At 67.6% G+C, this 25,460-nt stretch carries 23 protein-coding genes; 10 read left to right on the top strand and 13 right to left on the bottom strand.

What is annotated here, in order from left to right:
* Positions 1-157: 157 nt before the first annotated feature.
* The 4 genes from ACT54L_RS03255 to ACT54L_RS03240 are packed head-to-tail and all read left to right on the top strand — an operon-like array spanning position 158 to position 4,485.
* Positions 158-925: a 3-hydroxyacyl-CoA dehydrogenase gene (locus ACT54L_RS03255; protein WP_476084096.1), complete on the top strand. Its 768-nt coding sequence runs from the start codon at positions 158-160 to the stop codon at positions 923-925.
* Positions 926-949: 24 nt separating this feature from the next.
* A complete protein-coding gene (locus tag ACT54L_RS03250) occupies positions 950-2,137 on the top strand; it encodes an acetyl-CoA C-acyltransferase (protein WP_476084095.1) in 1,188 nt (395 codons plus the stop codon).
* A 10-nt stretch (positions 2,138-2,147) separates the two neighbouring features.
* Positions 2,148-3,275, top strand: coding sequence for an acyl-CoA dehydrogenase family protein (locus ACT54L_RS03245; RefSeq protein WP_476084094.1), 1,128 nt, complete (start codon positions 2,148-2,150; stop codon positions 3,273-3,275).
* Positions 3,276-3,330: 55 nt separating this feature from the next.
* Entirely contained in the window at positions 3,331-4,485 is a 1,155-nt protein-coding gene (locus ACT54L_RS03240) for a CaiB/BaiF CoA transferase family protein (protein ID WP_476084093.1), read from the top strand.
* A gap of 56 nt (positions 4,486-4,541) precedes the next feature.
* Here ACT54L_RS03240 and serA read toward each other — a convergent pair whose 3' ends face one another.
* The 5 genes from serA to ACT54L_RS03215 form a co-directional block, all read right to left on the bottom strand.
* On the bottom strand, positions 4,542-6,128 hold the full coding sequence (serA, locus tag ACT54L_RS03235; RefSeq protein ID WP_476084092.1) for a phosphoglycerate dehydrogenase: 1,587 nt from the start codon (positions 6,126-6,128) through the stop codon (positions 4,542-4,544).
* Between the two features lie 201 nt (positions 6,129-6,329).
* Positions 6,330-7,505, bottom strand: coding sequence for a phosphoserine transaminase (locus ACT54L_RS03230; protein WP_476084091.1), 1,176 nt, complete (start codon positions 7,503-7,505; stop codon positions 6,330-6,332).
* Positions 7,506-7,672: 167 nt separating this feature from the next.
* Positions 7,673-8,323 carry a hypothetical protein gene (locus tag ACT54L_RS03225; protein WP_476084090.1) on the bottom strand — a complete coding sequence of 217 codons (651 nt, stop codon included), beginning with the start codon at positions 8,321-8,323 and terminating at the stop codon, positions 7,673-7,675.
* A 122-nt stretch (positions 8,324-8,445) separates the two neighbouring features.
* A complete protein-coding gene (locus ACT54L_RS03220; protein WP_476084089.1) occupies positions 8,446-9,780 on the bottom strand; it encodes an ATP-dependent DNA helicase in 1,335 nt (444 codons plus the stop codon).
* The gene (locus ACT54L_RS03215; protein ID WP_476084088.1) at positions 9,777-10,778 is read right to left on the bottom strand and encodes an adenosine kinase; all 1,002 of its coding nucleotides are present in this window, start codon (positions 10,776-10,778) and stop codon (positions 9,777-9,779) included. Before ACT54L_RS03215 ends, ACT54L_RS03220 begins: the two co-directional genes overlap by 4 nt.
* A 221-nt stretch (positions 10,779-10,999) precedes the next feature.
* Here ACT54L_RS03215 and glmM point away from each other — a divergent pair, with 221 nt between their 5' ends.
* Positions 11,000-12,343, top strand: a complete 1,344-nt coding sequence (gene glmM / locus ACT54L_RS03210) for a phosphoglucosamine mutase (RefSeq protein WP_476084087.1) — start codon at positions 11,000-11,002, stop codon at positions 12,341-12,343.
* Between the two features lie 74 nt (positions 12,344-12,417).
* On the opposite strand, the gene ACT54L_RS03205 is transcribed toward glmM, so the two are convergent.
* From ACT54L_RS03205 to ACT54L_RS03185, 5 genes are all read right to left on the bottom strand, one after another.
* Complete coding sequence (locus ACT54L_RS03205) at positions 12,418-12,828, bottom strand: response regulator (RefSeq protein WP_476084086.1); 411 nt, start codon at positions 12,826-12,828, stop codon at positions 12,418-12,420.
* Positions 12,825-13,175, bottom strand: coding sequence for a response regulator (locus ACT54L_RS03200; protein WP_476084085.1), 351 nt, complete (start codon positions 13,173-13,175; stop codon positions 12,825-12,827). Before ACT54L_RS03200 ends, ACT54L_RS03205 begins: the two co-directional genes overlap by 4 nt.
* 260 nt (positions 13,176-13,435) lie before the next feature.
* Positions 13,436-14,416 (bottom strand): DMT family transporter, encoded by a 981-nt coding sequence (locus ACT54L_RS03195; protein ID WP_476084084.1) that lies wholly within the window; start codon positions 14,414-14,416, stop codon positions 13,436-13,438.
* A 125-nt stretch (positions 14,417-14,541) separates the two neighbouring features.
* A complete protein-coding gene (locus ACT54L_RS03190) occupies positions 14,542-15,108 on the bottom strand; it encodes a disulfide bond formation protein B (protein WP_476084083.1) in 567 nt (188 codons plus the stop codon).
* 7 nt (positions 15,109-15,115) lie between these two features.
* Entirely contained in the window at positions 15,116-15,271 is a 156-nt protein-coding gene (locus ACT54L_RS03185) for a DUF5993 family protein (protein WP_476084082.1), read from the bottom strand.
* Between the two features lie 383 nt (positions 15,272-15,654).
* Between ACT54L_RS03185 and ACT54L_RS03180 the strand changes: the two genes are divergently transcribed.
* From ACT54L_RS03180 to ACT54L_RS03170, 3 genes are all read left to right on the top strand, one after another.
* Positions 15,655-16,281, top strand: a complete 627-nt coding sequence (locus ACT54L_RS03180) for a TRAP transporter small permease subunit (protein WP_476084081.1) — start codon at positions 15,655-15,657, stop codon at positions 16,279-16,281.
* 131 nt (positions 16,282-16,412) lie between these two features.
* Complete coding sequence (locus ACT54L_RS03175; RefSeq protein WP_476084405.1) at positions 16,413-18,215, top strand: TRAP transporter large permease; 1,803 nt, start codon at positions 16,413-16,415, stop codon at positions 18,213-18,215.
* Positions 18,216-18,451: 236 nt separating this feature from the next.
* Positions 18,452-19,147, top strand: coding sequence for a phytochelatin synthase family protein (locus ACT54L_RS03170; RefSeq protein WP_476084080.1), 696 nt, complete (start codon positions 18,452-18,454; stop codon positions 19,145-19,147).
* Positions 19,148-19,234: 87 nt separating this feature from the next.
* Here the strand turns inward: ACT54L_RS03170 and ACT54L_RS03165 are convergent, their stop codons facing one another.
* Both ACT54L_RS03165 and ACT54L_RS03160 read right to left on the bottom strand, forming a co-directional pair.
* A complete protein-coding gene (locus ACT54L_RS03165; protein ID WP_476084079.1) occupies positions 19,235-21,208 on the bottom strand; it encodes a methylmalonyl-CoA mutase family protein in 1,974 nt (657 codons plus the stop codon).
* Between the two features lie 96 nt (positions 21,209-21,304).
* On the bottom strand, positions 21,305-21,544 hold the full coding sequence (locus ACT54L_RS03160) for a GlsB/YeaQ/YmgE family stress response membrane protein (RefSeq protein ID WP_476084078.1): 240 nt from the start codon (positions 21,542-21,544) through the stop codon (positions 21,305-21,307).
* Between the two features lie 201 nt (positions 21,545-21,745).
* On the opposite strand from ACT54L_RS03160, the gene ccrA reads away from it, so the two are divergent.
* The gene (gene ccrA / locus ACT54L_RS03155; protein ID WP_476084077.1) at positions 21,746-23,032 is read left to right on the top strand and encodes a crotonyl-CoA carboxylase/reductase; all 1,287 of its coding nucleotides are present in this window, start codon (positions 21,746-21,748) and stop codon (positions 23,030-23,032) included.
* Here the strand turns inward: ccrA and ACT54L_RS03150 are convergent, their stop codons facing one another.
* Positions 23,033-24,118, bottom strand: coding sequence for a GGDEF domain-containing protein (locus ACT54L_RS03150; RefSeq protein ID WP_476084076.1), 1,086 nt, complete (start codon positions 24,116-24,118; stop codon positions 23,033-23,035).
* Between the two features lie 120 nt (positions 24,119-24,238).
* On the opposite strand from ACT54L_RS03150, the gene ACT54L_RS03145 reads away from it, so the two are divergent.
* The gene (locus ACT54L_RS03145) at positions 24,239-25,453 is read left to right on the top strand and encodes a TIGR03862 family flavoprotein (protein ID WP_476084075.1); all 1,215 of its coding nucleotides are present in this window, start codon (positions 24,239-24,241) and stop codon (positions 25,451-25,453) included.
* Positions 25,454-25,460 lie beyond the last annotated feature (7 nt).

Here is a 25,460-nt window from a genome sequence, read left to right as displayed (position 1 = left end):
TCGTCGCTTAATCCAGCCGAACACCACCGCCCCGGCAGAGGGCGGACGAGGAAGTGCGCCGGAGCGGCAGGAGGGGCGGCACGCCCCTGATCCCCGCACGCATGAGATTTTTGGCGCGCCGCGCCGGCGGGCGCGCGCACGGACGGGACCACAGAGCATGCAGATCAAGGACCGCGTATTCCTCGTCACCGGCGCCGGCTCTGGCCTTGGCGCGTCGGTCGCCCGCGCGCTGGTGGAAGCCGGCGGCAAGGTGGTGGTGGTGGATGTGAATGCGGAGGCCGGTGCCGCCACCGTGGCGGCGCTGGGCGATGCCGCTCGCTTTGCCCGCGCCGATGTCACCTCCGAGGCGGATGGCATCGCCGCCGTGAAGACCGCGCTGGACGCCTTCGGCCATCTCCATGGCCTGGTAAACTGCGCCGGCGTCGCGCCCGGCGAGAAGGTGGTGGGCCGCGAGGGGCCGCACCGCCTGGAGAGCTTCGCCCGTGCGGTGAGCATCAATCTCATCGGCACCTTCAACATGCTGCGGCTCGCCGCCGACGCCATCGTCAAGGAACAGCCGGACGAGAATGGCGAGCGGGGCGTGATCGTGAACACCGCCTCCATCGCCGCCTATGACGGACAGGTGGGCCAGGCCGCCTATGCGGCCTCCAAGGGCGGTGTCGCGGCCCTCACTCTGCCGGTGGCGCGCGAACTGGCGCGGTTCGGCGTGCGTGTGGTGACCATCGCGCCGGGCATCTTCGAGACGCCTATGATGGCGGGCATGCCGCAGGAGGTGCAGGACGCGCTGGGCAAGTCCGTGCCCTTCCCGCCGCGCCTCGGCCGGCCGCCGGAATTCGCCGCCTTGGTGCGGCACATCTGCGAAAACACCATGCTGAACGGCGAGGTCATCCGCCTCGACGGCGCCCTGCGCATGCCGCCGCGCTGAAGCCGAAACGGGAGGATTGCGGACATGAGTGCTGATCCCATCGTCATTGTCGGGTCCGCCCGGACCCCCATGGGCGGCTTCCAGGGCGACCTGAAGGATGCCACCGCCCCGGAACTCGGCGCCGCCGCCATCGGCGCCGCCCTCGACCGCGCGGGCCTCTCCCGCGAGGCGGTGGAGGAAATCGTGTTCGGCTGCGTGCTGCCCGCCGGCCAGGGCCAGGCGCCCGCCCGCCAGGCGGCGCTGGGCGCCGGCCTGCCGCTCTCGGCGGGGGCCACCACCGTCAACAAGATGTGCGGCTCGGGCATGAAGGCGGCCATGCTGGCCCATGACCTCATCCTCGCCGGCTCCGCCGATGTGGCGGTGGCGGGCGGCATGGAGAGCATGACCAACGCCCCCTATCTGCTCGACCGGGCGCGCGCCGGGCTGCGCATGGGCCATGGCCGGGTGCTCGACCACATGTTCCTGGACGGCCTGGAAGACGCCTATGACAAGGGCCGCCTCATGGGCACCTTCGCCGAGGATTGCGCCCAGAGCTACCAATTCACCCGCAAGGTGCAGGACGACTATGCCATCGCCTCCCTGGAGCGGGCGCAGAAGGCCATCACCGGCGGCGCCTTTGCCGGCGAGGTGGTGCCGGTGACGGTGAAGGCCGGTCGCACCGAGAAGGTGGTGGAGCAGGACGAGCAGCCCTTGAAGGCCAAGCTGGACAAGATCCCCACTTTGAAGCCCGCCTTCCGCGAGGGCGGCACGGTGACCGCCGCCAATTCCTCCTCCATCTCCGATGGCGCGGCGGCCCTGGTGCTGATGCGCCGCTCGGAAGCCGAAAAGCGCGGCCTGACTCCGCTCGCGGCCATTGTGGGCCATTCCACCCACGCCCAGGCGCCCAACCTCTTCCCCACCGCCCCCATCGGCGCCCTGCGCAAGCTCTCCGAGCGCACCGGCTGGGACCTGAAGGACGTGGACCTGTTCGAGGTGAACGAGGCCTTCGCCGTGGTGGCGCTGGCCGCCATGCATGACCTCGATCTGCCCCACGACAAGGTGAACGTGCATGGCGGGGCCTGCGCGCTCGGCCATCCCATCGGTGCCTCCGGCGCGCGGGTGCTGGTGACGCTCTTGGCGGCGCTGAAGACCCATGGCCTCAAGCGCGGCATGGCCTCCTTGTGCATCGGCGGCGGCGAGGCCACCGCCGTCGCCATCGAGCGCCTGTCCTGAGGACGCCATCATGATCCTGAACGAGACCCAGGAACAGATCCGCGACGCCGCCCGTGCCTTTGCCCGCGAGCGCCTCGCTCCCACCGCCGCCGCGCGGGACAAGGCCCATGCCTTCCCCGCCGCCGAATTGAAGGAAATGGGCGAACTGGGCTTCCTTGGCATGATGGTGCCGGAAGCCTATGGCGGCTCTGATGCGGGCGTGCTGGCCAATACGCTGGCGCTGGAAGAGATCGCGGCCGGCGATGGCGCCTGCTCCACCATCATGAGCGTGCACAGCTCGGTGGGCTGCATGCCCATCCTGAAGTTCGGCACCGACGCACAGAAGGAGCGTTTCCTGCCCAAGCTCGCCAGCGGCGAATGGATCGGGGGCTTTGCCCTCACCGAGCCGCAGGCCGGCTCTGACGCGGCCAATCTGCGCACCCGCGCCCGCCGCGATGGCGACCATTATGTGCTGAACGGCGCCAAGCAATTCATCACCTCCGGCAAGAACGGGCAGGTGGTGATCGTGTTCGCGGTCACCGATCCGGACGCCGGCAAGAAGGGCATCTCCGCCTTCATCGTGCCCACCGACACGCCTGGCTATGAAGTGGTGCGGGTGGAGGAGAAGCTCGGCCAGCACGCCTCCGACACCTGCCAGCTCGCCTTCACCGACATGCGCATCCCCGCCGACCTGCGCCTCGGTGCGGAAGGGGAGGGGCTGAAGATCGCGCTTTCCAACCTGGAGGGCGGGCGAATCGGCATCGCCGCGCAGTCCGTGGGCATGGCCCAGGCCGCCTTCGAGGCGGCGCGCGATTATGCCCGGCAGCGCGTCACCTTCGGCAAGCCCATCATCGAGCATCAGGCCATCGCCTTCCGCCTCGCGGACATGGCGACCAAGATCGCCGCCGCCCGCCAGATGGTGCTCCATGCGGCGGAACTGCGCGAGGCCGGCCGGCCCTGCCTGACGGAAGCCTCCATGGCCAAGCTGCTGGCCTCCGAGACCGCCGAGGCGGTCTGCTCGGCGGCGATCCAGATCCATGGCGGCTACGGCTATCTGGCCGACTTCCCGGTGGAGCGCATCTATCGCGACGTTCGGGTGTGCCAGATCTATGAGGGCACCAGCGACGTGCAGCGCATCGTCATCGCCCGTTCCTTGTGAGAGCGGGCGACAAGAACAGGGCACACCAGGTGTCCGATCGGGAGGGGAGACCATCATGGTGGAGGCACAGGCGCCGCGCGGACCTTTGAGCGGCGTGCGGGTGGTGGACATGTCGCGCCTCGCGCCCGGCCCCTATTGCACCATGCTCCTGGCCGATCTCGGTGCCGAGGTGATCGTGGTGGGCGGCGGGCGCGCGGGGGTGGCCATCCCCGTCTTCTCGCGCGGCAAGCGGCACATTTCGCTGGACCTGAAGACCCCCGCCGGCCGCACCGCGCTCCAGGCGCTGGTGAAGACCGCCGATGTGTTCGTGGAAGGCTTCCGCCCCGGCGTCGCGGCGCGGCTCGGGGCGGGCTATGAGGACCTGTCCGCCCTCAATCCCCGCCTCGTCTATTGCGCCCTGACCGGCTATGGCCAGGACGGTCCCCGCGCCCAGGAGGCGGGGCACGACATCAATTATGTCTCCCTCACCGGTGTGCTCGGCGCCATGGGCCCGGTGGATCGCCCGCCTCTGGTGCCGCTCAATCTGGTGGCGGACTTTGCCGGCGGCAGCCTGGTGGCGGCGCTGGGCATCGTCTCGGCGCTGTATGAGGCGCGGGCTTCCGGCAAGGGGCAGTTCATCGATGCGGCCATGATCGACGGCTCGCTCTCCCTCATGGCCATGCACCTGCCGCTCTGGGGCTCGCCCCACATGCCGGCGCGCGGCGAGGGGCTGCTGGCCGGCTCCAAGCCCTTTTATCGCACCTATGCCTGCGCCGACGGGCGTCATGTGGCGGTGGGTGCGCTGGAGCGCGGCTTCTTCGAGCAGCTTTGGCGCACGCTGGACCTGGGCGAGGTGCCCGATCACATGTCCCGCGCCAATTGGCCGGGCATCGAGGAGGCGCTCACCCGCACCTTCGCCAGCCAGCCGCGCGACCATTGGGCGACGCTGTTCGCCGGGGTGGATGCCTGTGTCACCCCCGTGCTTGAACCCGGCGAGATCTGGTCCGACCCGCAGGTGAAGGCGCGCCATCCCGACAGCGCGGCGGACAAGGTGCCCGCTGTGCCGCGCCTGTCCCGCACCCCCTCGGTTGCGCGGGACACCGACTTCACCGACCGGACGGCGGAAGTTCTGGCCGAAGCGGGCCTGGATGCGGACGCCATCGCCGCCGCGCTGCCGCCCGCCGATGCCGGCCGCTCGGGCCTCGACTGGCCGCCGCCGCTGCGCCCCTGACATGAAAAAGGCCGCCGGGGGTGACCCGGCGGCCTCTCATTTTCGGTGCGCAGCGGTCAGAAGGTGACCTGCTTGACCTGGTTCACGTGCGGCAGCGCCTGCACCTGGGCGATCAGCTCCGCCGGCACCACGTCGTCCACCGCCACGAGGGCGATGGCATCGCCTCCCTCATGGTCGCGGCCGAGGGCGAAGGTGGCGATGTTCACGCCGGCATCGCCGAGCAGGCTGGCGAAGCGGCCGATGAAGCCGGGCTTGTCCGCATTGGTCACGTAGATCATGGCCGGGGCGAAGCCCGCATCCACCTTGATGCCCTTGATGTTGACGATGCGCGGATGGCCATCCGCGAACACCGTGCCCGCCACGGAGCGCTCATAGGTGTCGGTCACCACGGTCAGGGTAATCAGACTGTCATAGTCGCCCTCGGCGGCGCGGGTGGTTTCCTCCACCACGATGCCGCGCTCCTTGGCGACGGACGGCGCGGAGACCACGTTCACGTCGGCCAGCGCCGGACGCAGCAGGCCGGCCACCGCCGCGCTGGTCAGCGCCTTCACCTTCAAGTCGGCCACCGCGCCCTCATAGGTGATGCGGATGGTCTTGATGTCAGTTTCGGTGAGCTGGCCGGCGAACGAGCCGAGCTTTTCCGCCAGTTCCACGAAGGGCTTCAGCTTGGGGGCTTCCTCGGCGGTGATGGAGGGGAAGTTCACCGCATTGGAGATGGCGCCGGAGAGCAGATAGTCGCTCATCTGCTCGGCCACCTGGAGGGCCACATTCTCCTGCGCCTCGGTGGTGGCGGCGCCCAGATGCGGCGTGCACACCACATTGGGATGGCCGAACAGGGGATTGTTGACCGCCGGCTCTTCCACGAACACGTCGAAAGCGGCACCGGCCACATGGCCGCTATCGAGGGCCGCGCGCAGGGCCGCCTCGTCCACCAGGCCGCCACGGGCGCAATTGATGATGCGCACGCCCTTCTTGGTGCGGGCGAGATTCTCGGCCGAGAGGATGTTCTTGGTCTTCTCGGTGAGCGGGGTGTGCAGGGTGATGACATCGGCGCGGGCGAGCAAATCGTCCAGCTCCACCTTCTCGACGCCGAGGTCCAAGGCGCGCTCGGGGGAGAGGAAGGGATCGAACGCGATCACCTTCATCTTCAGGCCGACGCCGCGCTCGGCGACGATGGAGCCGATATTGCCGCAACCGATGATGCCGAGCGTCTTGCCCGTCAGCTCGACGCCCATGAAGCGGTTCTTCTCCCACTTGCCGGCCTGGGTGGAGGCGTCGGCGGCGGGGATCTGGCGGGCGAGCGCGAACATCATGGCGATGGCGTGCTCGGCGGTGGTGATGGAATTGCCGAACGGCGTGTTCATCACGATCACGCCCTTGGCGGTGGCGGCCGGGATGTCCACATTGTCGACGCCGATGCCGGCGCGGCCGATCACCTTGAGGCGGGTGGCCTTTTCCAGGATCTTCGGGGTGACCTTGGTGGCCGAGCGGATGGCAAGGCCATCATAATTGCCGATGACTTCGGCCAGCTTGTCCTTGTCCTTGCCGAGGTCGGGCTGGAAGTCGACCTCGATGCCGCGATCCTTGAAGATCTGGACGGCGGCGTCGGACAGCTTGTCGGAAATGAGCACACGGGGGGCCATGGTGGGGCTCCGGAATGGGATTGCACGAGCGGCCGCAGCGCTCGTGCGCGCAGGCCGGGCTGTGAAAGCCCTCTCCCGCTTGCGGGGGAGGGTTGGGAGGGGGAAGGACGCAATGAAAGGGCAGGGGAGTCTGAGGGATATGCACGCTCCCTCCCCGGCCCTCCCCCGCAAGCGGGAGAGGGAGCCTTGCGCAAGCGGGCGTCAGGCCGCCTTGGTCAGGGACGCCTTGGCCACCCCATAGGCCCAGTCGAGCCAATGGGTGAGGGCAGCCACATCCGAGGCTTCCACCGTGGCGCCGCACCAGATGCGCAGGCCGGGAGGGGCGTCGCGATAGGCGCCGATGTCATAGGCGATGCCGCCCTTTTCCAGGCCGGAAGCGATGGCCTTGGCAAAGGCCGCCTGGGCGTCGGCGGGCAGCGCGGTCACGTCCGGATCCACCACCTTCAGGCACACCGAGGTGTTGGAGCGGGTGACCGGGTCCTTGGCCAGGAAGTCCACCCAAGGCGTGCGGTGCACCCACTGGGCGATGGCCTCGAAATTGCGGTTGGACCGCTCCTTCAGGCCGGCAAGGCCGCCGACCGACTGGGCCCAGCGCAGGGCGTCGATATAGTCTTCCACGCACAGCATGGAGGGCGTGTTGATGGTCTCGCCCTCGAAGATGCCTTCGATGAGCTTGCCGCCCTTGGTCATGCGGAAGATCTTCGGCAGCGGCCAAGCGGGCTTATAGCTCTCAAGCCGCGCCACGGCGCGGGGCGAGAGGATGAGCATGCCGTGCGCGGCCTCGCCGCCGAGCACCTTCTGCCAGGAGAAGGTCACCACATCGAGCTTGGAGAAGTCGAGCGCCTGGGCGAAAGCGGCCGAGGTGGCGTCGCAGATGGTTAGGCCCTGGCGGTCGGCCGGGATCCACTCCGCATCCGGCACCATGACGCCGGAGGTGGTGCCGTTCCAGGTGAAGACCACGTCATGGCTGAAATCGACCTGGGAGAGGTCGGGCAGCTCGCCATAGGGGGCATTCAGCAGGCGGGCATCGGCGAGCTTCAGCTGCTTGACGACGTCCGTCACCCAGCCTTCGCCGAAGGATTCCCAGGCCAGCATGTCGACGGGGCGCTCGCCCAGCAGCGACCAAAGCGCCATTTCCACCGCGCCGGTGTCGGAGGCGGGCACGATGCCGATGCGGTAGTCGGCGGGCACGTCCAGCACGTCGCGGGTGAGGTCGATGGCTTCCTTCAGCTTGACCTTGCCCACCTTGGCCCGGTGGGAGCGGCCGAGCGGCGCGTCGCGCAGCGCATCAAGGGTCCAGCCGGGGCGCTTGGCGCAAGGGCCGGACGAGAAATTGGGGTTCTCCGGGCGGGTGGCCGGGGCGTCATGCGTCGTCATGTGATCCATCCTTACAGATGGGCGCCTCCCGTTGGGGGGAGGTGTCCCGTCAATGGGGATAGGCCCGTTGGGGCGGCGATGCAAGGGGCCGTTGCACAGCTTGGCGTCACAGAGGCGGGAAAACGCCTGCGCATTGGGCAGGGCGTGGGGTGGGCGCTGCTTGGCGGTTAGCGCCCCTCGGCGTATTTTTCGAAGAAACGCACATCCTCGATCAGGATGTCCTGGAGGTCCGCCTTCAGCGTCGCGTCCGCTTCCATGGCTTGCCGTTGCAGCGAGAGCGGCGTCACGTTCACCCGTTCTTCGCTGGTGAGCGGATAGCCGATAATCTGCGACAGCCGTGCGATCCCTGCCGTTCGGTTGCGATAGTCCCCCAGAATGTCGAACCGGCTCATGTCGAAGCCGCCGAAATAGGCGAAGGAATAGAGGTTGCGCACCAGCGGCAGGCGGGCGAAGTCCCGAATGGTCAGTGCTTCGCGCTTGACGTAGACGTTCAGCGGATTGCGCTCGTTCGGGAATGTCTTCCAGAAGAAATAGATGGAGATGATGTTGTCCACCGGCGGGCGCAGCAGGGCGAAGAGAATGTCCCCGCTTTCGATCCTGAAACGTCCCGGATGGTAGTGCCCATGTGTGCAGGCGGCGCCCTCCGGTGGCCGGAACTGACCCGCCAGCCCCCGAGCCGGATCGAGGTTGCGCAGGGACACGGGGTTCATGGGGCCGTCGTCATACTGAAGATGAAGCGCCTCGCCATATACGTCGGCGAGCGCGGCGCTCAGCGCGGTTCCGCCCGCCTTGGCCACATGTACGGAGAAGAGATGCATGGGCGGAGCTTTACTTTCGAGAAGCCGACGCTGTCATAGCGCTCTTGAGGACCTCAAAGATCGGTTCGCGCCGAAGACGCGCCCCGACATCTGTGAACCGTGAACGGGAAAACCCCGCGCCTTCAGCCGGTTCGGCCCTCTGCGGCCGATGGGTCGGGCGGGGCGATCCGATAGTCCCGCTCGAACGCGGCCATGAACTGGGCGACCCGACGGTCATGGCGGATGTCGGAGCGGCGCAACGGGCGGGCGAGCGAGAGCCCCTCCAGAGAGCGGGCACGGGACAGGGCCACATAGGCCTGGCCCGCAGCGAAGGCGCCGCTGTCGAAGTCCAGGCGCACATCCTCGAGGGTCAGGCCCTGCGCCTTGTGCATGGTCATGGCCCAGGCGGGCACCAGCGGCAATTGGGTATAGGCTCCCACCACCTGCGCCTCGATGCGGCCGGTGCGCTCGTCCCAGGCATAGCGGATGCGTTCCCAGGTGAAGCTCTCGATCTCCACTGCCGGTCCCGAATCCAGCCGCACCAAAGCACTGTGGGCGCCGATGGAAAGAACGGTTCCCACCGAGCCGTTCACCCAGCGCCGGGCGGGATCGTTGCGCAGGGCCATCACCCGCGCGCCGGCCTTCAGCACGAGGCGCTCGGGCACGGGCAGGCGGTCGCCTTCCAGGCCGAACTCGCCCTTCAGCGTGCCCTCGAAGGACCGCGGCTCGCCGGAAAGCGCGGCAAGGCCCCTTTGGTTATAGGCTTCCGCCCGCGCATTGGTGGGCGTGAGGATGACCGGCAGCACGCCTGCCCGGTGGGGGCGCATGCAAGCCTCGTTCAGTATCTCCACCGCCTCAGCGAGGCCCACGCCCCGGCGGATGTCGCCGAGCACCCGCACGAAGTCCTGGTCCGACTGGCGGTGCACCGTGGTGAAGGGCACGCCGGCCACGTCCTGGTCCATCAGGCACTTGGCGTCGAAGGCGAAGGGGCCCTCATAGCCCATGTAGGAGAGCATTTCCTGCTCCGCCATGGGCACCACGGGGGGAAGCTGCAAGAAGTCGCCCACCAGCACCATCTGCACGCCGCCGAAGGGCCGGGGATCGTCGCGGGACAGGCGCAGCGCCTGGTCCACCGCATCCAGCAGGTCGGCGCGCACCATGGAGATTTCGTCGATCACCAGGCGGTCGAGCTTCTTCAGCAGCCGCCGCACCTGGGCGCGAGGCTTCACCTCGTCCGGGTTGAGGATGCGCGGGGGGATGCCGAAGAAGGAATGGATGGTCTGGCCGCCCAGGTGCAGGGAGGCGACCCCCGTGGGCGCCAGGAAAGCCTGGCGGCCACGGGCATGCTTGCGCAACTCGTGCAGGAAGGTGGTCTTGCCCGTCCCCGCGCCGCCCAGCACCATGATGACGCTGGCGCCAGCCTCCATATGGTCCAGCGCTGCCGCGGTGCCGAGGCTGCGTTGCGCCGGAACGCTCACGAAACGAGGCCGGCCTCGCGGGCCAGGTCCACCAGCTTGCGCTGGGGGCGGGCGCCGATGTGGGAGATCACCTCGGCCGCCGCCAGCGCGCCGAGGCGCAGGCTGGTGGCCGGGTCGCGGCCATGGGTGAGGCCGAACAGGAAGCCGGCCGCAAACAGGTCGCCCGCGCCGGTGGTGTCAACGATCTGGCTGACCGGATGGGCGGGCACGGTGACCAGCGCGCCGGTGGTGGCGTGCAGCGCCCCGCGCTCGGAGCGGGTCACCACCGCTTCCTTGGCATCCGCCCGCAGCTGGGCGAGGGCGGCGTCGAAGTCGGCGGTCTGGTAGAGCGACTTCACTTCGCTCTCATTGCAGAAGACGAGGTCCACCGTGCCGGTGCGCAGCAGGTGCAGGAATTCGTCGCGATAGCGGTCAACGCAGAAGGCGTCGGAGAGGCTGAGCGCCACCTTGCGGCCGGCGCCATGGGCGATCTCGGCGGCCACCAGGAAGGCTTCCTTGGCCGGGGGCGGGTCCCACAGATAGCCTTCCAGATAGGTCACCTGCGCCCGCTCCACCAAGGCGCGGTCGATCTCGGCGGGGGTCAGGTTCTGCGCCGCGCCCAGATAGGTGTTCATGGTGCGCTCGCCATCGGGCGTCACCAGGATGAGGCAGCGCGCGGTGGCCGGGCCGTCCTCGGCCGCAGGGGTCTGGAAGGTGACGCCGGCGGCGCGGATGTCATGGGCGAACACCGTGCCGAGCCCATCGCCCTTCACCAGGCCGATGAAGCCCGCCTTGCCGCCCAGCGAGGCGATGCCGGCGGCCGTATTGGCGGCCGAACCGCCGGAAATCTCGATCCCCGGCCCCATGGCGCCGTACAGGCTTTCCGCCCGCGCCTCGTCGATCAGAGTCATCGACCCCTTGGGGCAGCCCTGGGCCGCGAGGAAGTCTTCCTCCGCCTGGGCGAGCACGTCGACGATGGCATTGCCGATGGTCAGGGTGTGGAGGGGATCTGCGGTCACGGGCGCGCTCTATCCTGTGGAAGGCTCGAAAGTCATTTCCCTGGCCGTACCACCGGCAGCCCACACAGGGCAATGTCCGATTGTGGTGCGCGGGCGCTGCGATGAAATTCCACTTGAAAAGCGGTCCGTGCTGCCCGCTCTATGCCCGCTGACGGGTCCTTGCCGGCGGCAAGGGCCGCCAGCCGCCGCGCGCGGCGGGGTTGCGTTGAGGGATCGCAAGCATGGCACGCAAGTATTTCGGAACCGACGGTGTGCGCGGCCGCGCCAATGGCACGCTGACCGCGGACCTCGCCCTACGGGTGGGAATGGCGGCGGGCCTTGCGTTCCGGCGGGGCGACTATCGCCACCGGGTGGTGATCGGAAAGGACACGCGGCTGTCCGGCTATATGATCGAAAATGCGCTGGTGGCCGGCTTTACCTCCGTGGGCATGGATGTGCTGCTGCTCGGCCCCGTGCCCACCCCGGCGGTGGGCATGCTGACGCGCTCCATGCGCGCGGATCTCGGCGTGATGATCTCCGCTTCGCACAATCCGTTCGACGACAACGGCATCAAGCTGTTCGGGCCCGACGGCTTCAAGCTCTCCGACACCATCGAGGAGGAGATCGAGGAGCTGGTGGACCAGGACCTGTCGCGCAAGCTCGCCAAGCCCGCCGAGATCGGCCGCGCCAAGCGCCTGGAAGGCGTGCATGCCCGCTATATCGAATATGCCAAGCGCACCTTGCCCCGCGACCAGTCCTTCGAGGGGCTCCGCGTCGTGGTGGACTGCGCCAATGGCGCGGCCTATCGCGTGGCGCCCGAGGCGCTGTGGGAGCTGGGCGCCGAGGTGGTCTCCATCGGCACCGAGCCGGATGGCATGAACATCAATCGCGACGTAGGCTCCACCTCGCCGGCCGCGCTGGCGGCCAAGGTGCATGAGGTTCGCGCCGACATCGGCATCGCCCTCGACGGGGATGCGGACCGCGTGCTCATCATCGACGAGAAGGGCCATGTGGTCGATGGTGACCAGATCATGGCGGTGGTGGCCGAGAGCTTCAAGGAAGACGGGCGCCTGTCGCGCAACGGCATTGTCGCCACCGTCATGTCCAACCTGGGCCTGGAGCGCTATCTCCAGGATGTCGGCCTGTCCCTGGCGCGCACGTCGGTGGGCGACCGCTATGTGCTCGAGCGCATGCGGGCGGACGGCTACAATGTGGGCGGCGAGCAATCCGGCCACATCATCCTGTCCGATTATTCCACCACCGGGGACGGCCTCCTGGCCGCGCTCCAGGTGCTGGCCGTGGTGGCCCGGCAGGAGAAGCCCGTCTCCGAGGTGTGCCACCGGTTCGAGCCGCTGCCGCAGATCCTCAAGAATGTGCGCTATCGCTCCGGCGCGCCCCTGGAGCACGAAGAGGTCCAGGTGGCCATCGCCGACGCGGAGCGCCGCCTTGCCAATCATGGCCGCCTTCTCATCCGTCCCTCCGGCACCGAGCCGGTGATCCGGGTGATGGGCGAGGGCGACGACCGCGACCTGGTGGAGAATGTGGTGGACGAGGTCATCGACGCGCTGCGGCGGGTTGCGGCCTGACCTCGGCAGCGGGGGGGCGGGGCGCCGGACGTCGTCGGTTTGAACCGGCCTGACGCGATCCGAACGGACCCGTGCTAGCGGCTGCGCTCACGCTGGGCGATGAGGCGGCGAATCTCGTCCATGACCTGCTGGGGATGGTAGGGGCGGGCCAGCATGGGGCCGTCCTCGCATAAGTCAGAGGCCTGGTCCGCGGCCCTGTCGGGGCTGGCGGCGGTCATGACCGTCAGGTCGGGATAGGTCGTGCGCAGGTGCCGCACGAAGCTAAAGCCGGTGAGCGAACCGGGCGCGTCCATGTCGATGAGGACGGTTTCCATGCGCTCCGCCTGATGGGCGAGGATGTCGAGGGCCTCGTCGGCGCTCACCGCCTCGGCCACCAGGTAGCCGCAGCCGCGCAGATATTCCGCCAGCACGTGCCGCACCACCACATCGGCATCCACGATCAGGATGCCCGGTCGCTCGTCCTTTTGCGGGTCGTCAGCTCTCATAGGCTCGCGCTCCTTTTCAGTAGCGATGAGATGGTGTCCAGCACGTCGTCGAGGACATAGGGCTTGGGCAGGAAGACGGCGATTGGATGGACGCTCGCCGCATCCAGATGCCCGGAGGTGACCAGCACCGGAAGGTCGGCGCGCTCGCGCTTGATCCGGCGCGCCAGCTCCAGACCGTCGTAGGAGCCGGGCATCCGCACATCGGTGAAGACCAGGTCCACCTGCAGCCCCGCCTTCAGCGCCGCCTCCGCCTCCTCGGCGCTGGCGGCCTCCACCACGCGCATGCCCGCATCGCGCAGGGCCTCGGACAACACCAGGCGGACCAGGGCCTCGTCTTCGACGATCAATATGGTCACCGGCAAAGGTGACGGGTCTGGGGCCCGGTTTGCCATTTCCATCCTGAATCTCCCCGCACTCGCTCGCAAGAACGCCTCGGCAACGTTGGAGGTTCCGTTGCCTGTGTTCCGTATTTTAATACCGTATTTTGCGGGCGGTGGGGTCGGCTCAAAAGTCACACCGCGCCACGCGCCCGGTGGGGGGCGTGTGACGGCGCCCGCCGGCGTGCGGGGTCGCGCGGGACGGCCGTGGCGGTCGGGCGCGGTTTCGGCTAATCGGCCCGCGCGGGGGCCGCCTTCTGTGCCCGTTTTCCCGCCCAGCGGGTGGCGGTGAAGATGCCGGCGAGCACGAGGGCGTAGCCGACGCCGTGGTACCACTCGAAGGCTTCGCCCAGGAACAGCACCGCCAGGGCCGAGCCGAACACCGGCATGAGATGGAAGAAGGGCGCCGCGCGATTGGCCCCCACCAGTTCCACGCCCCGGTTGAAGAACAGATAGGCCACCAGCGAAGGCCCGGTCATCACGAACAGCAAGGTCCAGATGGTCACCCCGTCCAGGGTGAGGTGATGGCCCGAGGCCGCCTCCCACAGGGAGACCGGCACCAGCATCAGCGATCCCAGCGCCATGATGGTGGCCAGGAAGGACAATTGGCGCATGGGGGGCCGCAGGCGCAGGATGGCCGCATAGAGCGCGTAGATCACCAGAGCGAAGATGATCCACAGGTCTCCCACATTGGGATGGAGGTGCAACAGCACGTCCAGGTCGCCGCGGCTGATGATGATGATGACGCCCACGAACGACACGAGGATGCCGATGCCCTGGCCGCGCGTGATCCGATCGCCGAACAGCATCAGGCTCCAGAGCGCGATCAGCAGCGGCGAGATGGATTGCAGCAGGACGCCGTGGAGCGCCTCCGTATATTGCAGGCCGTAATAGGACAGCGCGTTGTAGGAGGCGATGCCCGCCGCCGACAGCAGGATGAGGGTGGGCAGCGAGCGCCGGATCACCGGCGCGTCCGCCACCAATTGCCGCCAGGCAAAGGGCAGGAGGATCAGCGTCGCGCCCGTCCAGCGTAGCGTGGACAGGGCGATGGGCGGAATGTGCCCGGCCACGTAGCGCCCCAGCACCATGTTCGCCGCCCACAGGAAGGCCGTGGCAGAGAGAAGGAGATAGGGCGCGTCGAACAGGCGCCGGAACAGGCGCGACAGGAGCGAGGAGGAGGGCGGCGGGGCAGAGGGGGGCAAGGAAGGCATGGCGAATCCGGGTGTCCCGCACGGAACGCCCGGCAGCCGGGCGCGGGGCGTGGTCTCACCCCTTCCATCACGGGATTTCAGGGGCGGCCGGGCAAGAGGCCGGCCGCCGGCAGGGAACGGGGGGCTCAGCGGGCCGCAGGGGCCGGCGGGGAGAGCAATTGATAGGAGGTGGGATTGTCCGGGCACAGGCCGCCCGCGCATTCCGCCACCGTGGATACCCCATTGGCGAAGGCCATCAGCACCGCCAGGGCAAGGGCGAGAAGCCCAAGGCCGGTGACGCGGGAGACCGGCGCCTCCCCCTCCTCGAACTGGCGGTCGAACAGCAGCATGATGGCGCCGCCGACCCCGATCAGGATGAAGACGATGTCCGCCCAGGTGTAGAAATGCAGACCCGCGAAGGCGTCGCCATAGCTGCCGGAGCCCGGCAGGATGTGCAGCAGCACCTGGCGCGTGGCCACCCCGCCTCCGCCGAAGGAGGCCAGGATCATCATGGCGTAATGGCTGGGGCGGGGGCCGAACTTGACATTGAGGGCGAGGCCGAAGCCGGCCAGCACAAAGCCGGCCCGCTGCAGCAGGCAGAGCGGGCAGGGCAGGTCGTTCTTCAGGAACTGGTCGGCGAAGGCAAAGCCGAGAACCGCGCAGACGGCGATGAGGCCGAGCGCATTCAGGGTGCGGGAGATCTCCGGGGTCATGGCGCGCTCACAGATTGAGATTGAGCGCGTCGGTGGCGTGCAGGCGGAAGAGCACCAGCAGCGCCGCAAAGGAAAAGACAAACACCGTGATGGAGGCAAGGCGCCGTCCCGCCATCACGAGGATGAACGCGAGACACATGCCGAAGAAGGGCAGGGACATCATGGGCGGGGTCCTCGACTGTGCACGCCTTCTCGCCCCGGACAGGCCGAAGGGAGGCGATTCGAGCAAAGTCTAGCCTGGAATATTCTCACTCTCGTTACGCAAATTCCGCAGGGCTTGAGGAAAATGGCTGCGGGGCCGCCGGAAAATGCAGTCCCTTCCGCCGCGGCCGGCGTTCTCGCCGGCCCTCTGCCGCCGCAGGTGCGTCAGGGGGCCTTCCGGCCTTAGACGAAAGGCGTAGGGGAGGGGTGGAAACAGCGGTAAATCCAGTCCCCGCGCCGTTTCGCACTTGAATGCGTGGGCCGGGCACGTATGTTGCCCGGCCAATGGCGGCCCATCCAATGAGGCCGCCGTGCCGTATGGAAACCGCGCCGAGGGGTTGCGTCATGAATGTTCTGCTCGCGCTCAGCCGCGCGATCGATGCCGTGAATGCGCGCATCGGCCGCTCGGTCGCCTGGCTCATTGTTGTCGCGGTGCTGGTGTCCGCCCTCAATGCCATCATCCGCAAGCTGTTCGATGCCAGCTCCAATTCCTGGCTGGAGCTGCAATGGGTGCTGTTCGCCGCGGTGTTCCTGTGCTGCTCGCCCTGGACATTGATGGACAATGAGCACATCCGCATCGACATCATCAGCTTCCGCCTGCCCAAGAAGGTGCGCGATGGCATCGACATTTTCGGCCACGTCTTCTTCCTGCTGCCCTTCACGCTGGTGATGCTCTATACGTCCTGGCCGTTCTTCCTGAATTCCTACCGCATCAACGAGCAGTCGCTGAACGCTGGCGGCCTGCCCCAGTGGCCCGCCAAGATGCTGGTGCCGCTCGGTTTCCTGCTGCTGTTCATCCAGGCCATTTCCGAGCTCATCAAGCGCATCGCCATCCTCACCGGCAAGATGGAAGACCCGCACGAGGATGCCGGCACCCACGCCACGCTGGCGGCCGAGGTGGACCGGCTCCTGGCGGATGCTCCCACCATCGACGGCACCGGCGTCACCCCCGCCACCACCTCTAAGTCCTGAGCGGGAGGCCCTTCATGAACCGCATTTTCAAGATCGGCGCGATCCTCGCCGCCGCCCTCCTGCTCTTTACCGTGTCGAGCGATCTTGCCTTCGCGGCCGAGCCCGGCTTCCGCGGCTGGTTCACCCACAACATGGCCCCCATCATGTTCGTCATGCTGGTGGTGTTCCTGCTGCTGGGCTACCCGGTCGCCTTCGCGCTCGCCGCCAATGGCCTGCTCTTCGGCCTCATCGGCATCGAGCTTGGCCTGTTCCGTCCGGACTTCCTCCAGGCGCTGCCCGAGCGCGTCTATGGCACCATGAACAATGAAGTGCTCCTGGCGGTGCCCTTCTTCACCTTCATGGGCCTCATCCTGGAACGGTCCGGCATGGCGGAAGACCTGCTGGACACCATCGGCCAGGTCTTCGGCTCCATCCGCGGCGGCCTTGCCTATGCGGTGATCTTCGTGGGCGCGCTGCTGGCGGCCACCACCGGCGTGGTGGCGGCCTCGGTCATCTCCATGGGCCTCATCTCGCTGCCCATCATGCTGCGCTACGGCTATGACCGGCGCGTTGCCTCCGGCGTCATCGCCGCCTCCGGCACGCTGGCGCAGATCATCCCGCCCTCCCTCGTGCTCATCGTCATGGCGGACCAGCTGAACCGCTCGGTGGGCGACATGTATACGGGCGCCTTCATCCCCGGCCTGTTGCTGGCGGGCCTCTACGCGGGCTACATCTTCCTCGTCTCCACCTTCTTCCCGAGCGTGGCGCCCGGCCTGCCGCTGGAGGCGCAGACCCTGCGCGATCCCGAGCAGAGCCATCTGCCCACGCGGGTGCTGGGCGCCATTGCGGCGGCAGGCTTCGCCTTCCTGATCGTCACCGGCTCGCTGCCGGGTCTCACCGCCGGGTTCATTCCCGGGGTGGCGAACTTGGCCGTGTGGGCGGTGGTCTCCTTCGTGCTGCTATTCTTCATCCTGGCGGGTGCGGCGCGGCTGCTCACCGCCTCGCTGTTCATCGCCCTGGCGCTGGCCATTGCCGCCTCCATCGTGCTGATGAACCGCACGTCGGTGAAGTTCGGCGCCGACTATGTGGTGCTGGCCATGTCCATCACGGTGGGCCTCGCCTTCGTGGTGGCGATCATCAACAAGGTGCTGCGCCTCAACCTGCTCTCGCGCCTCGCCGAGCAGGTCATCTTCGTGATGGTGCCGCCGCTGGCGCTGATCTTCCTCGTGCTGGGCACCATCTTCATCGGCGTCGCCACGCCGACCGAAGGCGGCGCCATGGGCTCGGTGGGCGCGCTGCTGCTGGCGCTGGGCCGCGGTCGGCTGAAGTTCGACCTGTTGCGGCAGGCCACCTATTCCACCGCCAAGCTGTCCGCCTTCGTGCTGTTCATCCTGCTCGGCGCCCGCGTCTTCTCGCTGACCTTCTATGGCGTGGACGGCCACAAATGGGTGGAAGAACTGCTGGTCTCCCTGCCCGGTGGTCAGGTGGGCTTCCTGGTGGTGGTGAACGCCCTGGTGTTCGTCCTCGCCTTCTTCCTCGATTATTTCGAGCTGGCCTTCATCATCATCCCGCTGCTGGGACCTGCTGCCGACAAGCTGGGCATCGACCTGATCTGGTTCGGTGTCATCCTGGCGGTGAACATGCAGACCTCGTTCATGCATCCGCCCTTCGGCTTCGCCCTGTTCTTCCTGCGCTCGGTGGCCCCCAAGGTGCCTTATCTGGACAAGATCACCGGCAAGCGCATGGAGCCGGTGACCACGGGCCAGATCTATTGGGGCGCGGTGCCGTTCGTGGGCATCCAGCTCATCATGGTGGCGCTGGTGATCGTGTTCCCGGGCATGGTCACACACTATAAGAGCGGCGGCGTGCAGCTCGATCAGAACGCCGTGCAGCAGCAGTTCGACAATCTGGCGCCGCCGACGAACGAGATGCCGCCGCCCGAACTGAAGTTCTGATGTGGCGCCGGCCGGGTGGGAAACCCGGCCGGCCTTGTCCTGCGCGGGAGGCTGTGGGCCCTCCGCCGGCCGCGTAGCGCTTTTGTGCCGTTGCCGCTTTGCCCGAGCGAACCCTATGACAGGGGCATCGGAGCCGGGAGGGGGCGGGTGCGATGGCCTGAGGCCCGGACCATCCCGGCCCGCCCGTCCAAGACGCGCTGCAGAACGGGGCGCGGCAGAATGAGGCGCGGGAGATCATGAAGTCCTGTCTTCGCATATGTGTCGCCGTCCTGGCCCTGCTTCTGGCGGGACCTGTGGGCGCGGCGGAGCCGCTGGTCTATGTTCCCTCGGCGCCGAGCGCCCGCCTGTTCGACACCGCGAGCGAGAAGGCCGGCTTCTGGTCCTTGATGTCGGCCTTCGTGACCGAGCGGAACCAGGCCTATTGCGGCGTCGCCAGCGCCGTCATGGCGCTCAACGCGCTGCGCGTGCCGCCGCCGCTCTCGCCCGCATGGTACCCCTACGCCTATTGGGACCAGGACAACATCTTCACCCGCGCCGCGCTGGAGGTGAAGCCGGTGATCGGCGTGCAGTCGGAGGGGCTGACCCTTGATGAACTGGCCCGCCTGCTGGCGGCCAGCGGCGCCAAAGTGGAGGCCGTGCACGCCCAGGACACCGATCTCGCCGCCTTCCGGGCCGCCGCGCGCAAGGTGCTGGCGGACGAGACTGCGGTGCTGCTGGTGAATGTCTTCCGGCAGACGCTCGGCCAGGATGGCGGCGGGCACTTCTCGCCCATCGCCGCCTATAATGCGCAGGCCGATGCCTTCCTGTTCCTGGATGTTGCGCGCTACAAGCTGCCGCCCAGCTGGATCCCCGCCGAGCGCCTGTTTGCGGCCATGAACACGGAAGACGGGTCCGTGCACAAGTCGCGCGGCTATATCATCGTGCGGAAATAGGCAGCGTCCGGCGCGAAACGAAAAAATCCGGGCGTTCGGGCGCCCGGACTTTGCATGGTTCTGGTTGCGGGAATGAGCGAGGGCGGCTCAGGCCGCCTTCTGGGCTTCCCGGTCCACGATGGACACGATGTCCGCCATGATGCGGTTCAGCTCGAAATTCTTCGGCGTATAGACCGCCGCAACCCCGAAGCCCTTCAGCTGGATCTCATCCTCCGGCGGAATGATGCCGCCAACCACCACCGGCACGTCGTCCAGCCCCTCCGCCCGCAGGCGCTCCATCACGTCGCGCACGAGGGGCACATGGGAGCCGGACAGGATGGACAGTCCGATCACATGGACGCTTTCCTCAAGGGCGGCGTTGACGATCTCGGCCGGGGTCAGGCGGATGCCCTCATAGACCACTTCCATGCCGCAATCGCGGGCGCGCACGGCGATCTGCTCGGCGCCATTGGAATGGCCGTCGAGGCCCGGCTTGCCCACCAGGAACTTGATGCGCCGGCCGAGCTTGGCGGACACCGCTTCCACATTCTTGCGAACCTCGTCGAGGCCCTGCGTCTCCGTGCGGGCGGCGCGGCCGACGCCGGTGGGTGCGCGATATTCGCCGAACACCTCGCGCAGGCAGGTGCCCCACTCGCCGGTGGTGACGCCCGCCTTGGCGCAGGCGATGGAGGGCTCCATGATGTTGCGGCCTTCCTGGGCCGCGCTCTTCAGGTCCGCCAGGGCCTTGTCCACCGCCGCGCCGTCGCGCGCCGCGCGCCAGGCCTTGAGGCGCTCGATCTGCTCGGGCTCCACATGTTCGGGCACCGTGAGGATGGCGCCTTCGCCGGTGGTGAGCGGGGAGGGCTCGGTCTCGGTCCAGCGATTGACGCCCACCACCACCTGGTCGCCGCGCTCGATGGCCTCAAGGCGCCGGGTGTTGGATTCCACCAGCGCCTGCTTCATGTAGGAATTTTCCACCGCCGCCACGGCCCCGCCCATGGCCTCGATGCGCGCAAGCTCGGCACGCGCCTCTTCCTTCAGCTCTTCCACCTTGCGGGCGATTTCCACCGAGCCGTCGAAGATGTCGCCATAGTCCAGGAGGTCGGTCTCATAGGCCACCACCTGCTGCATGCGCAGCGACCATTGCTGGTCGAAGGAGCGCGGCAGGCCGAGCGCCTCGTTCCAGGCCGGCAGCTGCACGGCGCGCGCGCGGGCCTTCTTGGAAAGAGTGACCGCCAGCATCTCCAAGAGGATGCGGTAGACGTTGTTCTCCGGCTGCTGCTCGGTGAGGCCGAGAGAATTGACCTGCACGCCATAGCGGAACAGCTTCTGCTTGGTGTCCGTGATGCCGTAGCGCTCCACGCAGATCTCGTCCCACAGATCCACGAAGGCGCGCATCTTGCACATCTCGGTGATGAATTTCATGCCCGCATTCACGAAGAAGGAGATGCGGCCCACCACCTCGCCGAACACCGGCCCTTCCGCCTCGCCCGAGCGCTTGACCGTGTCCAGGATGGCGATGGCATTGGCGAGCGCGAAGGCCAGCTCCTGCACCGGCGTCGCCCCCGCCTCCTGCAAATGGTAGGAGCACACATTCATGGGGTTCCAGCGCGGCAGCTGGTTGGTTGTGAACAGGATCACGTCCTTGGTCAGCCGCATGGAGGGCGCCGGCGGGAACACATAGGTCCCGCGCGAGAGATATTCCTTGATGATGTCGTTCTGCGTGGTGCCGTTCAGCTTGGTGCGATCGGCGCCCTGCTCGTCGGCGGTCGCGATATAGAGCGACAGCAGCCAGGCGGCGCAGGCATTGATGGTCATGGACGTGTTCATGTCGGCGAGCGGAATGCCGTCGAACAGGGTCCGCATGTCGCCGAGATGGGAAATGGGCACGCCCACCTTGCCCACCTCGCCCCGGGCGAGGGGATGGTCGCTGTCATAGCCGGTCTGGGTCGGCAGGTCGAAGGCGACCGAAAGGCCCGTCTGGCCCTTGGCGAGATTGGAGCGGTAGAGCTTGTTGGACTCCGCGGCGGTGGAGTGCCCCGCATAGGTACGGAACAGCCAGGGTTTGTCGCGGGTGGCCATGATCCCCATCCTCGTTTGCACAACGTCGCATTGCATAATGTGCGCTGCAACGCGGCGGTCGTCGACGGGAATTTTAGGATTGCTGGCGGCTTCGGCTCACCGTTTCACAAGACTTAAGGCGAAGAGCAGGATCACCGAGCCGATGGTGGCGCAGATGATGCGCCCGACAATGCCGCCCACGATGAACACATTGCCGAACAAGAAGCCGCCGATGAGCGCGCCGATAACGCCGACGGCGATGTTTCCCCAGATGCCGAACCCGCCGCCGCGAAAGATCTGTCCCGCCAGCCATCCGGCGATGGCGCCCACCAGGACCATTCCAATCAGCGCACCCATGACATTGTCCTCATCGCCTGCCCGACCGTCATTCTGGCCGAGACCGTAGCGCTTGTCTTTGACCCTTGAGTGGCGGATGCGGAAGGTGCAACCATCCTAAAGAGGGGGGCTCGCCAGCAGGTTTTTCTCTGCTACGCTGCGGTGCGAAATGCATGCGGCCGAAACGGCCCGGACAATCGAGAAGAGGAAGGACGAGACGCTATGGGCCAGACAGCGACGGCGAGCGCGCCTCAAGCGACTGCTCTCAAGGATCTTTACGAAGTGGGTGAGATCCCGCCGCTGGGCCATGTGCCGGCCAACATGTATGCCTGGACGATCCGCCGCGAGCGCCATGGGCCGCCGGAGGAGTCCTTCCAGGTTGAGGTTGTGCCCACATGGACTTTGGGCGAGACCGACGTGCTGGTGCTCGTGATGGCGGCCGGCGTGAACTATAACGGCATCTGGGCCGGCCTCGGCCAGCCCATCTCGCCGTTCGACGTGCACAAGGCGCCCTTTCATGTGGCCGGGTCCGATGCCTCCGGCATTGTCTGGGCGGTGGGTCCCAAGGTCACCCGCTGGAAGGTGGGCGACGAAGTGGTCGTGCACTGCAACCAGGATGACGGCGACGACGAAGAGTGCAATGGCGGCGACCCCATGTTCTCGCCGTCGCAGCGCATCTGGGGCTATGAGACCCCCGATGGCTCCTTCGCCCAGTTCTGTCGCGTGCAGGCCCGCCAGCTTATGCCGCGGCCCAAGCACCTGACGTGGGAAGAGAGCGCCTGCTACACGCTCACCCTCGCCACCGCCTATCGCATGCTGTTCGGCCATCCCCCGCACACGGTGAAGCCGGGCGACTATGTGCTGGTGTGGGGCGCCTCGGGCGGCCTCGGTGTGTTCGGCGTGCAGCTGGCCGCCGCCTCCGGCGCGCACGTGATCGGCGTCATCTCGGACGAGACCAAGCGGGACTATGTGCTCGGCCTCGGCGCCAAGGGCGTCATCAACCGCAAAGACTTCAACTGCTGGGGCCAGCTGCCCAAGGTCAACTCGCCCGAATATAACGAGTGGCTGAAGGAAGCCCGCAAGTTCGGCAAGGCCATCTGGGAAATCACCGGCAAGCGCGACGTGGACATCGTGTTCGAGCATCCCGGCGAGAGCACCTTCCCGGTGTCCACCCTTGTGGGCAAGCGCGGCGGCATGATCGTGTTCTGCGCCGGCACCACCGGCTTCAACATCACCTTCGACGCCCGCTATGTGTGGATGCGCCAGAAGCGCATCCAGGGGTCGCATTTCGCGCACCTCAAGCAGGCCTCGGGCGCCAACCAGTTCATCATCGACCGGCGCGTGGACCCGTGCATGTCGGAAGTGTTCCCCTGGGATCGCATCCCCCAGGCGCACACCAAGATGTGGAAGAACCAGCATGCGCCCGGCAACATGGCGGTGCTGGTGAATGCGCCCCGCACGGGCCTGCGCACCTTCGACGACGTGCTCGAGGCGAGCGCGGAAGCCTGATCAGGTGACGGAGCGCACCGGGCGTCCCCTGGGACGCCCGAGGGCGGTCCGGTCCCGCCCGCCCTGCTTGGCGGCATAAAGGGCATCATCCACGCACCGGAGCGCCTCCTCGGGTCCTCCGGTGCCGTCCCACACCATGACGCCCGCGCTCAGGGTCACGCCGCCCGCCGCGGTTTCCGGCAGGTCGGACGCCGCGCGCCGCAGCCGGTCGGCCAGCATGCAGGCCTCGTCCGCCGCAGCATTGGTGGCCAGCACCAGAAACTCGTCCCCACCCCACCGGCCGATCACATCCGCCCCCCGCAGGGAGTTGCGCAGCCGGTCGACGATGGTGCGCAGCACCTGGTCGCCGAACAGGTGGCCCTGGGTGTCGTTGACCCCCTTGAAATTGTCCATGTCCAGCAGGATCAGCGCCATGGGCCGCCCGGGCGACGCCGCGTGCTCCTGCAGGAGGCGCTCCAAGCCGCGCCGGTTCACCACGCCCGTGAGGGGATCGGTCAGGGCCGCATCTTCCAGGACCTTGGTCTCGCTGCGCATCTGGTCGAAGGCATGCTGGGTGAAGACCAGCAGGGAGAGCGACACCAGGATCAGGAGATGCACCACATAGGCGTTCACAATCAAAGAGTTGTACGCGATGTCCCAATGGTCCAGATGCCCGCGCAGGAACAATAGCCACAGCGAGGCCGCGGACAGGACGAAGACCAAGGCGGCCGCGCCGATCGCCTCCCATTTGCGAAACAGCACAAAGGCCGACACATAAAGCAACGCCATCCATTGCAGGGTATTGGCGATTGTGTAGACCCTGGATTCCTCGGCGAGTGTATTGAAGAATTGAATGGAGCAGACGCAATAGAGCGCAAAGCCAAAATAAGACAGTCGCTCGGCGAGATGATGGAGGCGCGGGGCTGCCAGCAGGATCATCAGGCTGACGGAAAAGGCGACCAGCAACAGCGGATAGCCAAAGCGATCATAGTCCGAAAGCAGCCGGGTGGCGGATTCGAACGTCCACAAGCCCACGACGCACAACACGCCGGTTGCAATGAGAATACGTACGATCAGGTTCCGCTGCTGGGCGAGGTCCCGCTGCATTCTTCGACCTTCGGTTGAGACTTGACATGGCAAAAAAACCGCGACGCGTCCATATAAGGTTTGGTAATTTCTTTTTCGCCGGATGGACAGTTTGTGGCGCGAACGGCAAAACCCCGTTCCATGACCGTCTCTCCCTTGCCTCTGGCCATCATCGGTGCAGGACCTGCCGGCCTGATGGCGGCCACCCGTCTTTCGGACGCGGGCTGCGCCGTGACGATTTATGAGCGCCTGCCCTCTCCCGCCCGCAAGCTGCTCATGGCCGGACGCGGCGGCCTCAACCTCACCCATTCCGAGCCGCTGGAGCTGTTCCTATCCCGCTATGCCCCGCAGGCCCCGGGCTTGCTGGCGGCGGTGCGGGCCTTTCCCCCCGCGGCTCTGCGCGCCTTCGCCGAGGACCTGGGCGAGCCCACTTTCGTCGGCACCAGCGGGCGGGTCTTTCCCACCAGCTTCAAGGCCTCCCCCTTGCTGCGGGCCTGGCTTGCCCGCCTGGCCGCGCGCGGCGTTGAGCTGAAGACGCGGCACAGCTGGCAGGGCTGGACGGCGGACGGGGCCTTGCGCTTTGAAACCCCCGATGGACAAGAGGCGGTGCGCCCCGCCGCCACCGTGCTGGCGCTGGGCGGCGCCTCCTGGCCGCGCCTGGGCTCCGATGGCGGCTGGGTGCCCCTGCTGCAGGCGCGGGGCGTGCCGGTCAGCCCCTTCCGGCCGGCCAATATGGGCCTTCTCATCCCCTGGTCCGCGCCCATGGCGCGGTTTGCCGGCACCCCCCTGAAGCGCATCGCGCTCACCTGCGGGCCGGCGCGGGTGCGGGGCGAGGCCGTGGTCACCGCCGCCGGCCTCGAAGGCGGGGCGGTCTATGCGCTCTCCGCCGCCGTGCGGACCGCCCTGGAAAAAGGTGGCCCCGCCGCTCTCACCTTGGACTTGCGGCCGGACCTGGAGGCGGGAGATCTGGCGCGCCGCCTGGAGGCGGTGCCGGAGCGCTATTCGCTGTCCAACCGTTTGCGCAAGGGGGCAGGGCTGTCGCCGGTGGCGGCGAGCCTGTTGCGGGAGGCGGGGCCGCTGCCCGCGGGGGCGCCGGCTCTGGCCGCCCGCATCAAGGCCGTCCCCCTGGCGGTGACCGGCACGTGCGGCCTGGAGCGCGCCATTTCCAGCGCCGGGGGCCTCGGCTGGGACGGCCTGGACGACCGCTTCATGCTGCGCGCCATGCCCGGCGTCTTTGCCTGCGGCGAGATGCTGGATTGGGAGGCGCCCACGGGGGGCTATCTGCTCCAGGCCTCCTTCGCCACCGGCCTTGCAGCCGCCGAGGGGCTCCTCGCCCATCTCGCAGGTCCGCGCTGAGGCGACC

The organism is Aquabacter sp. DMC10, from assembly GCF_056314145.1.
This window is presented reverse-complemented; position numbering and strand designations above follow the sequence as displayed.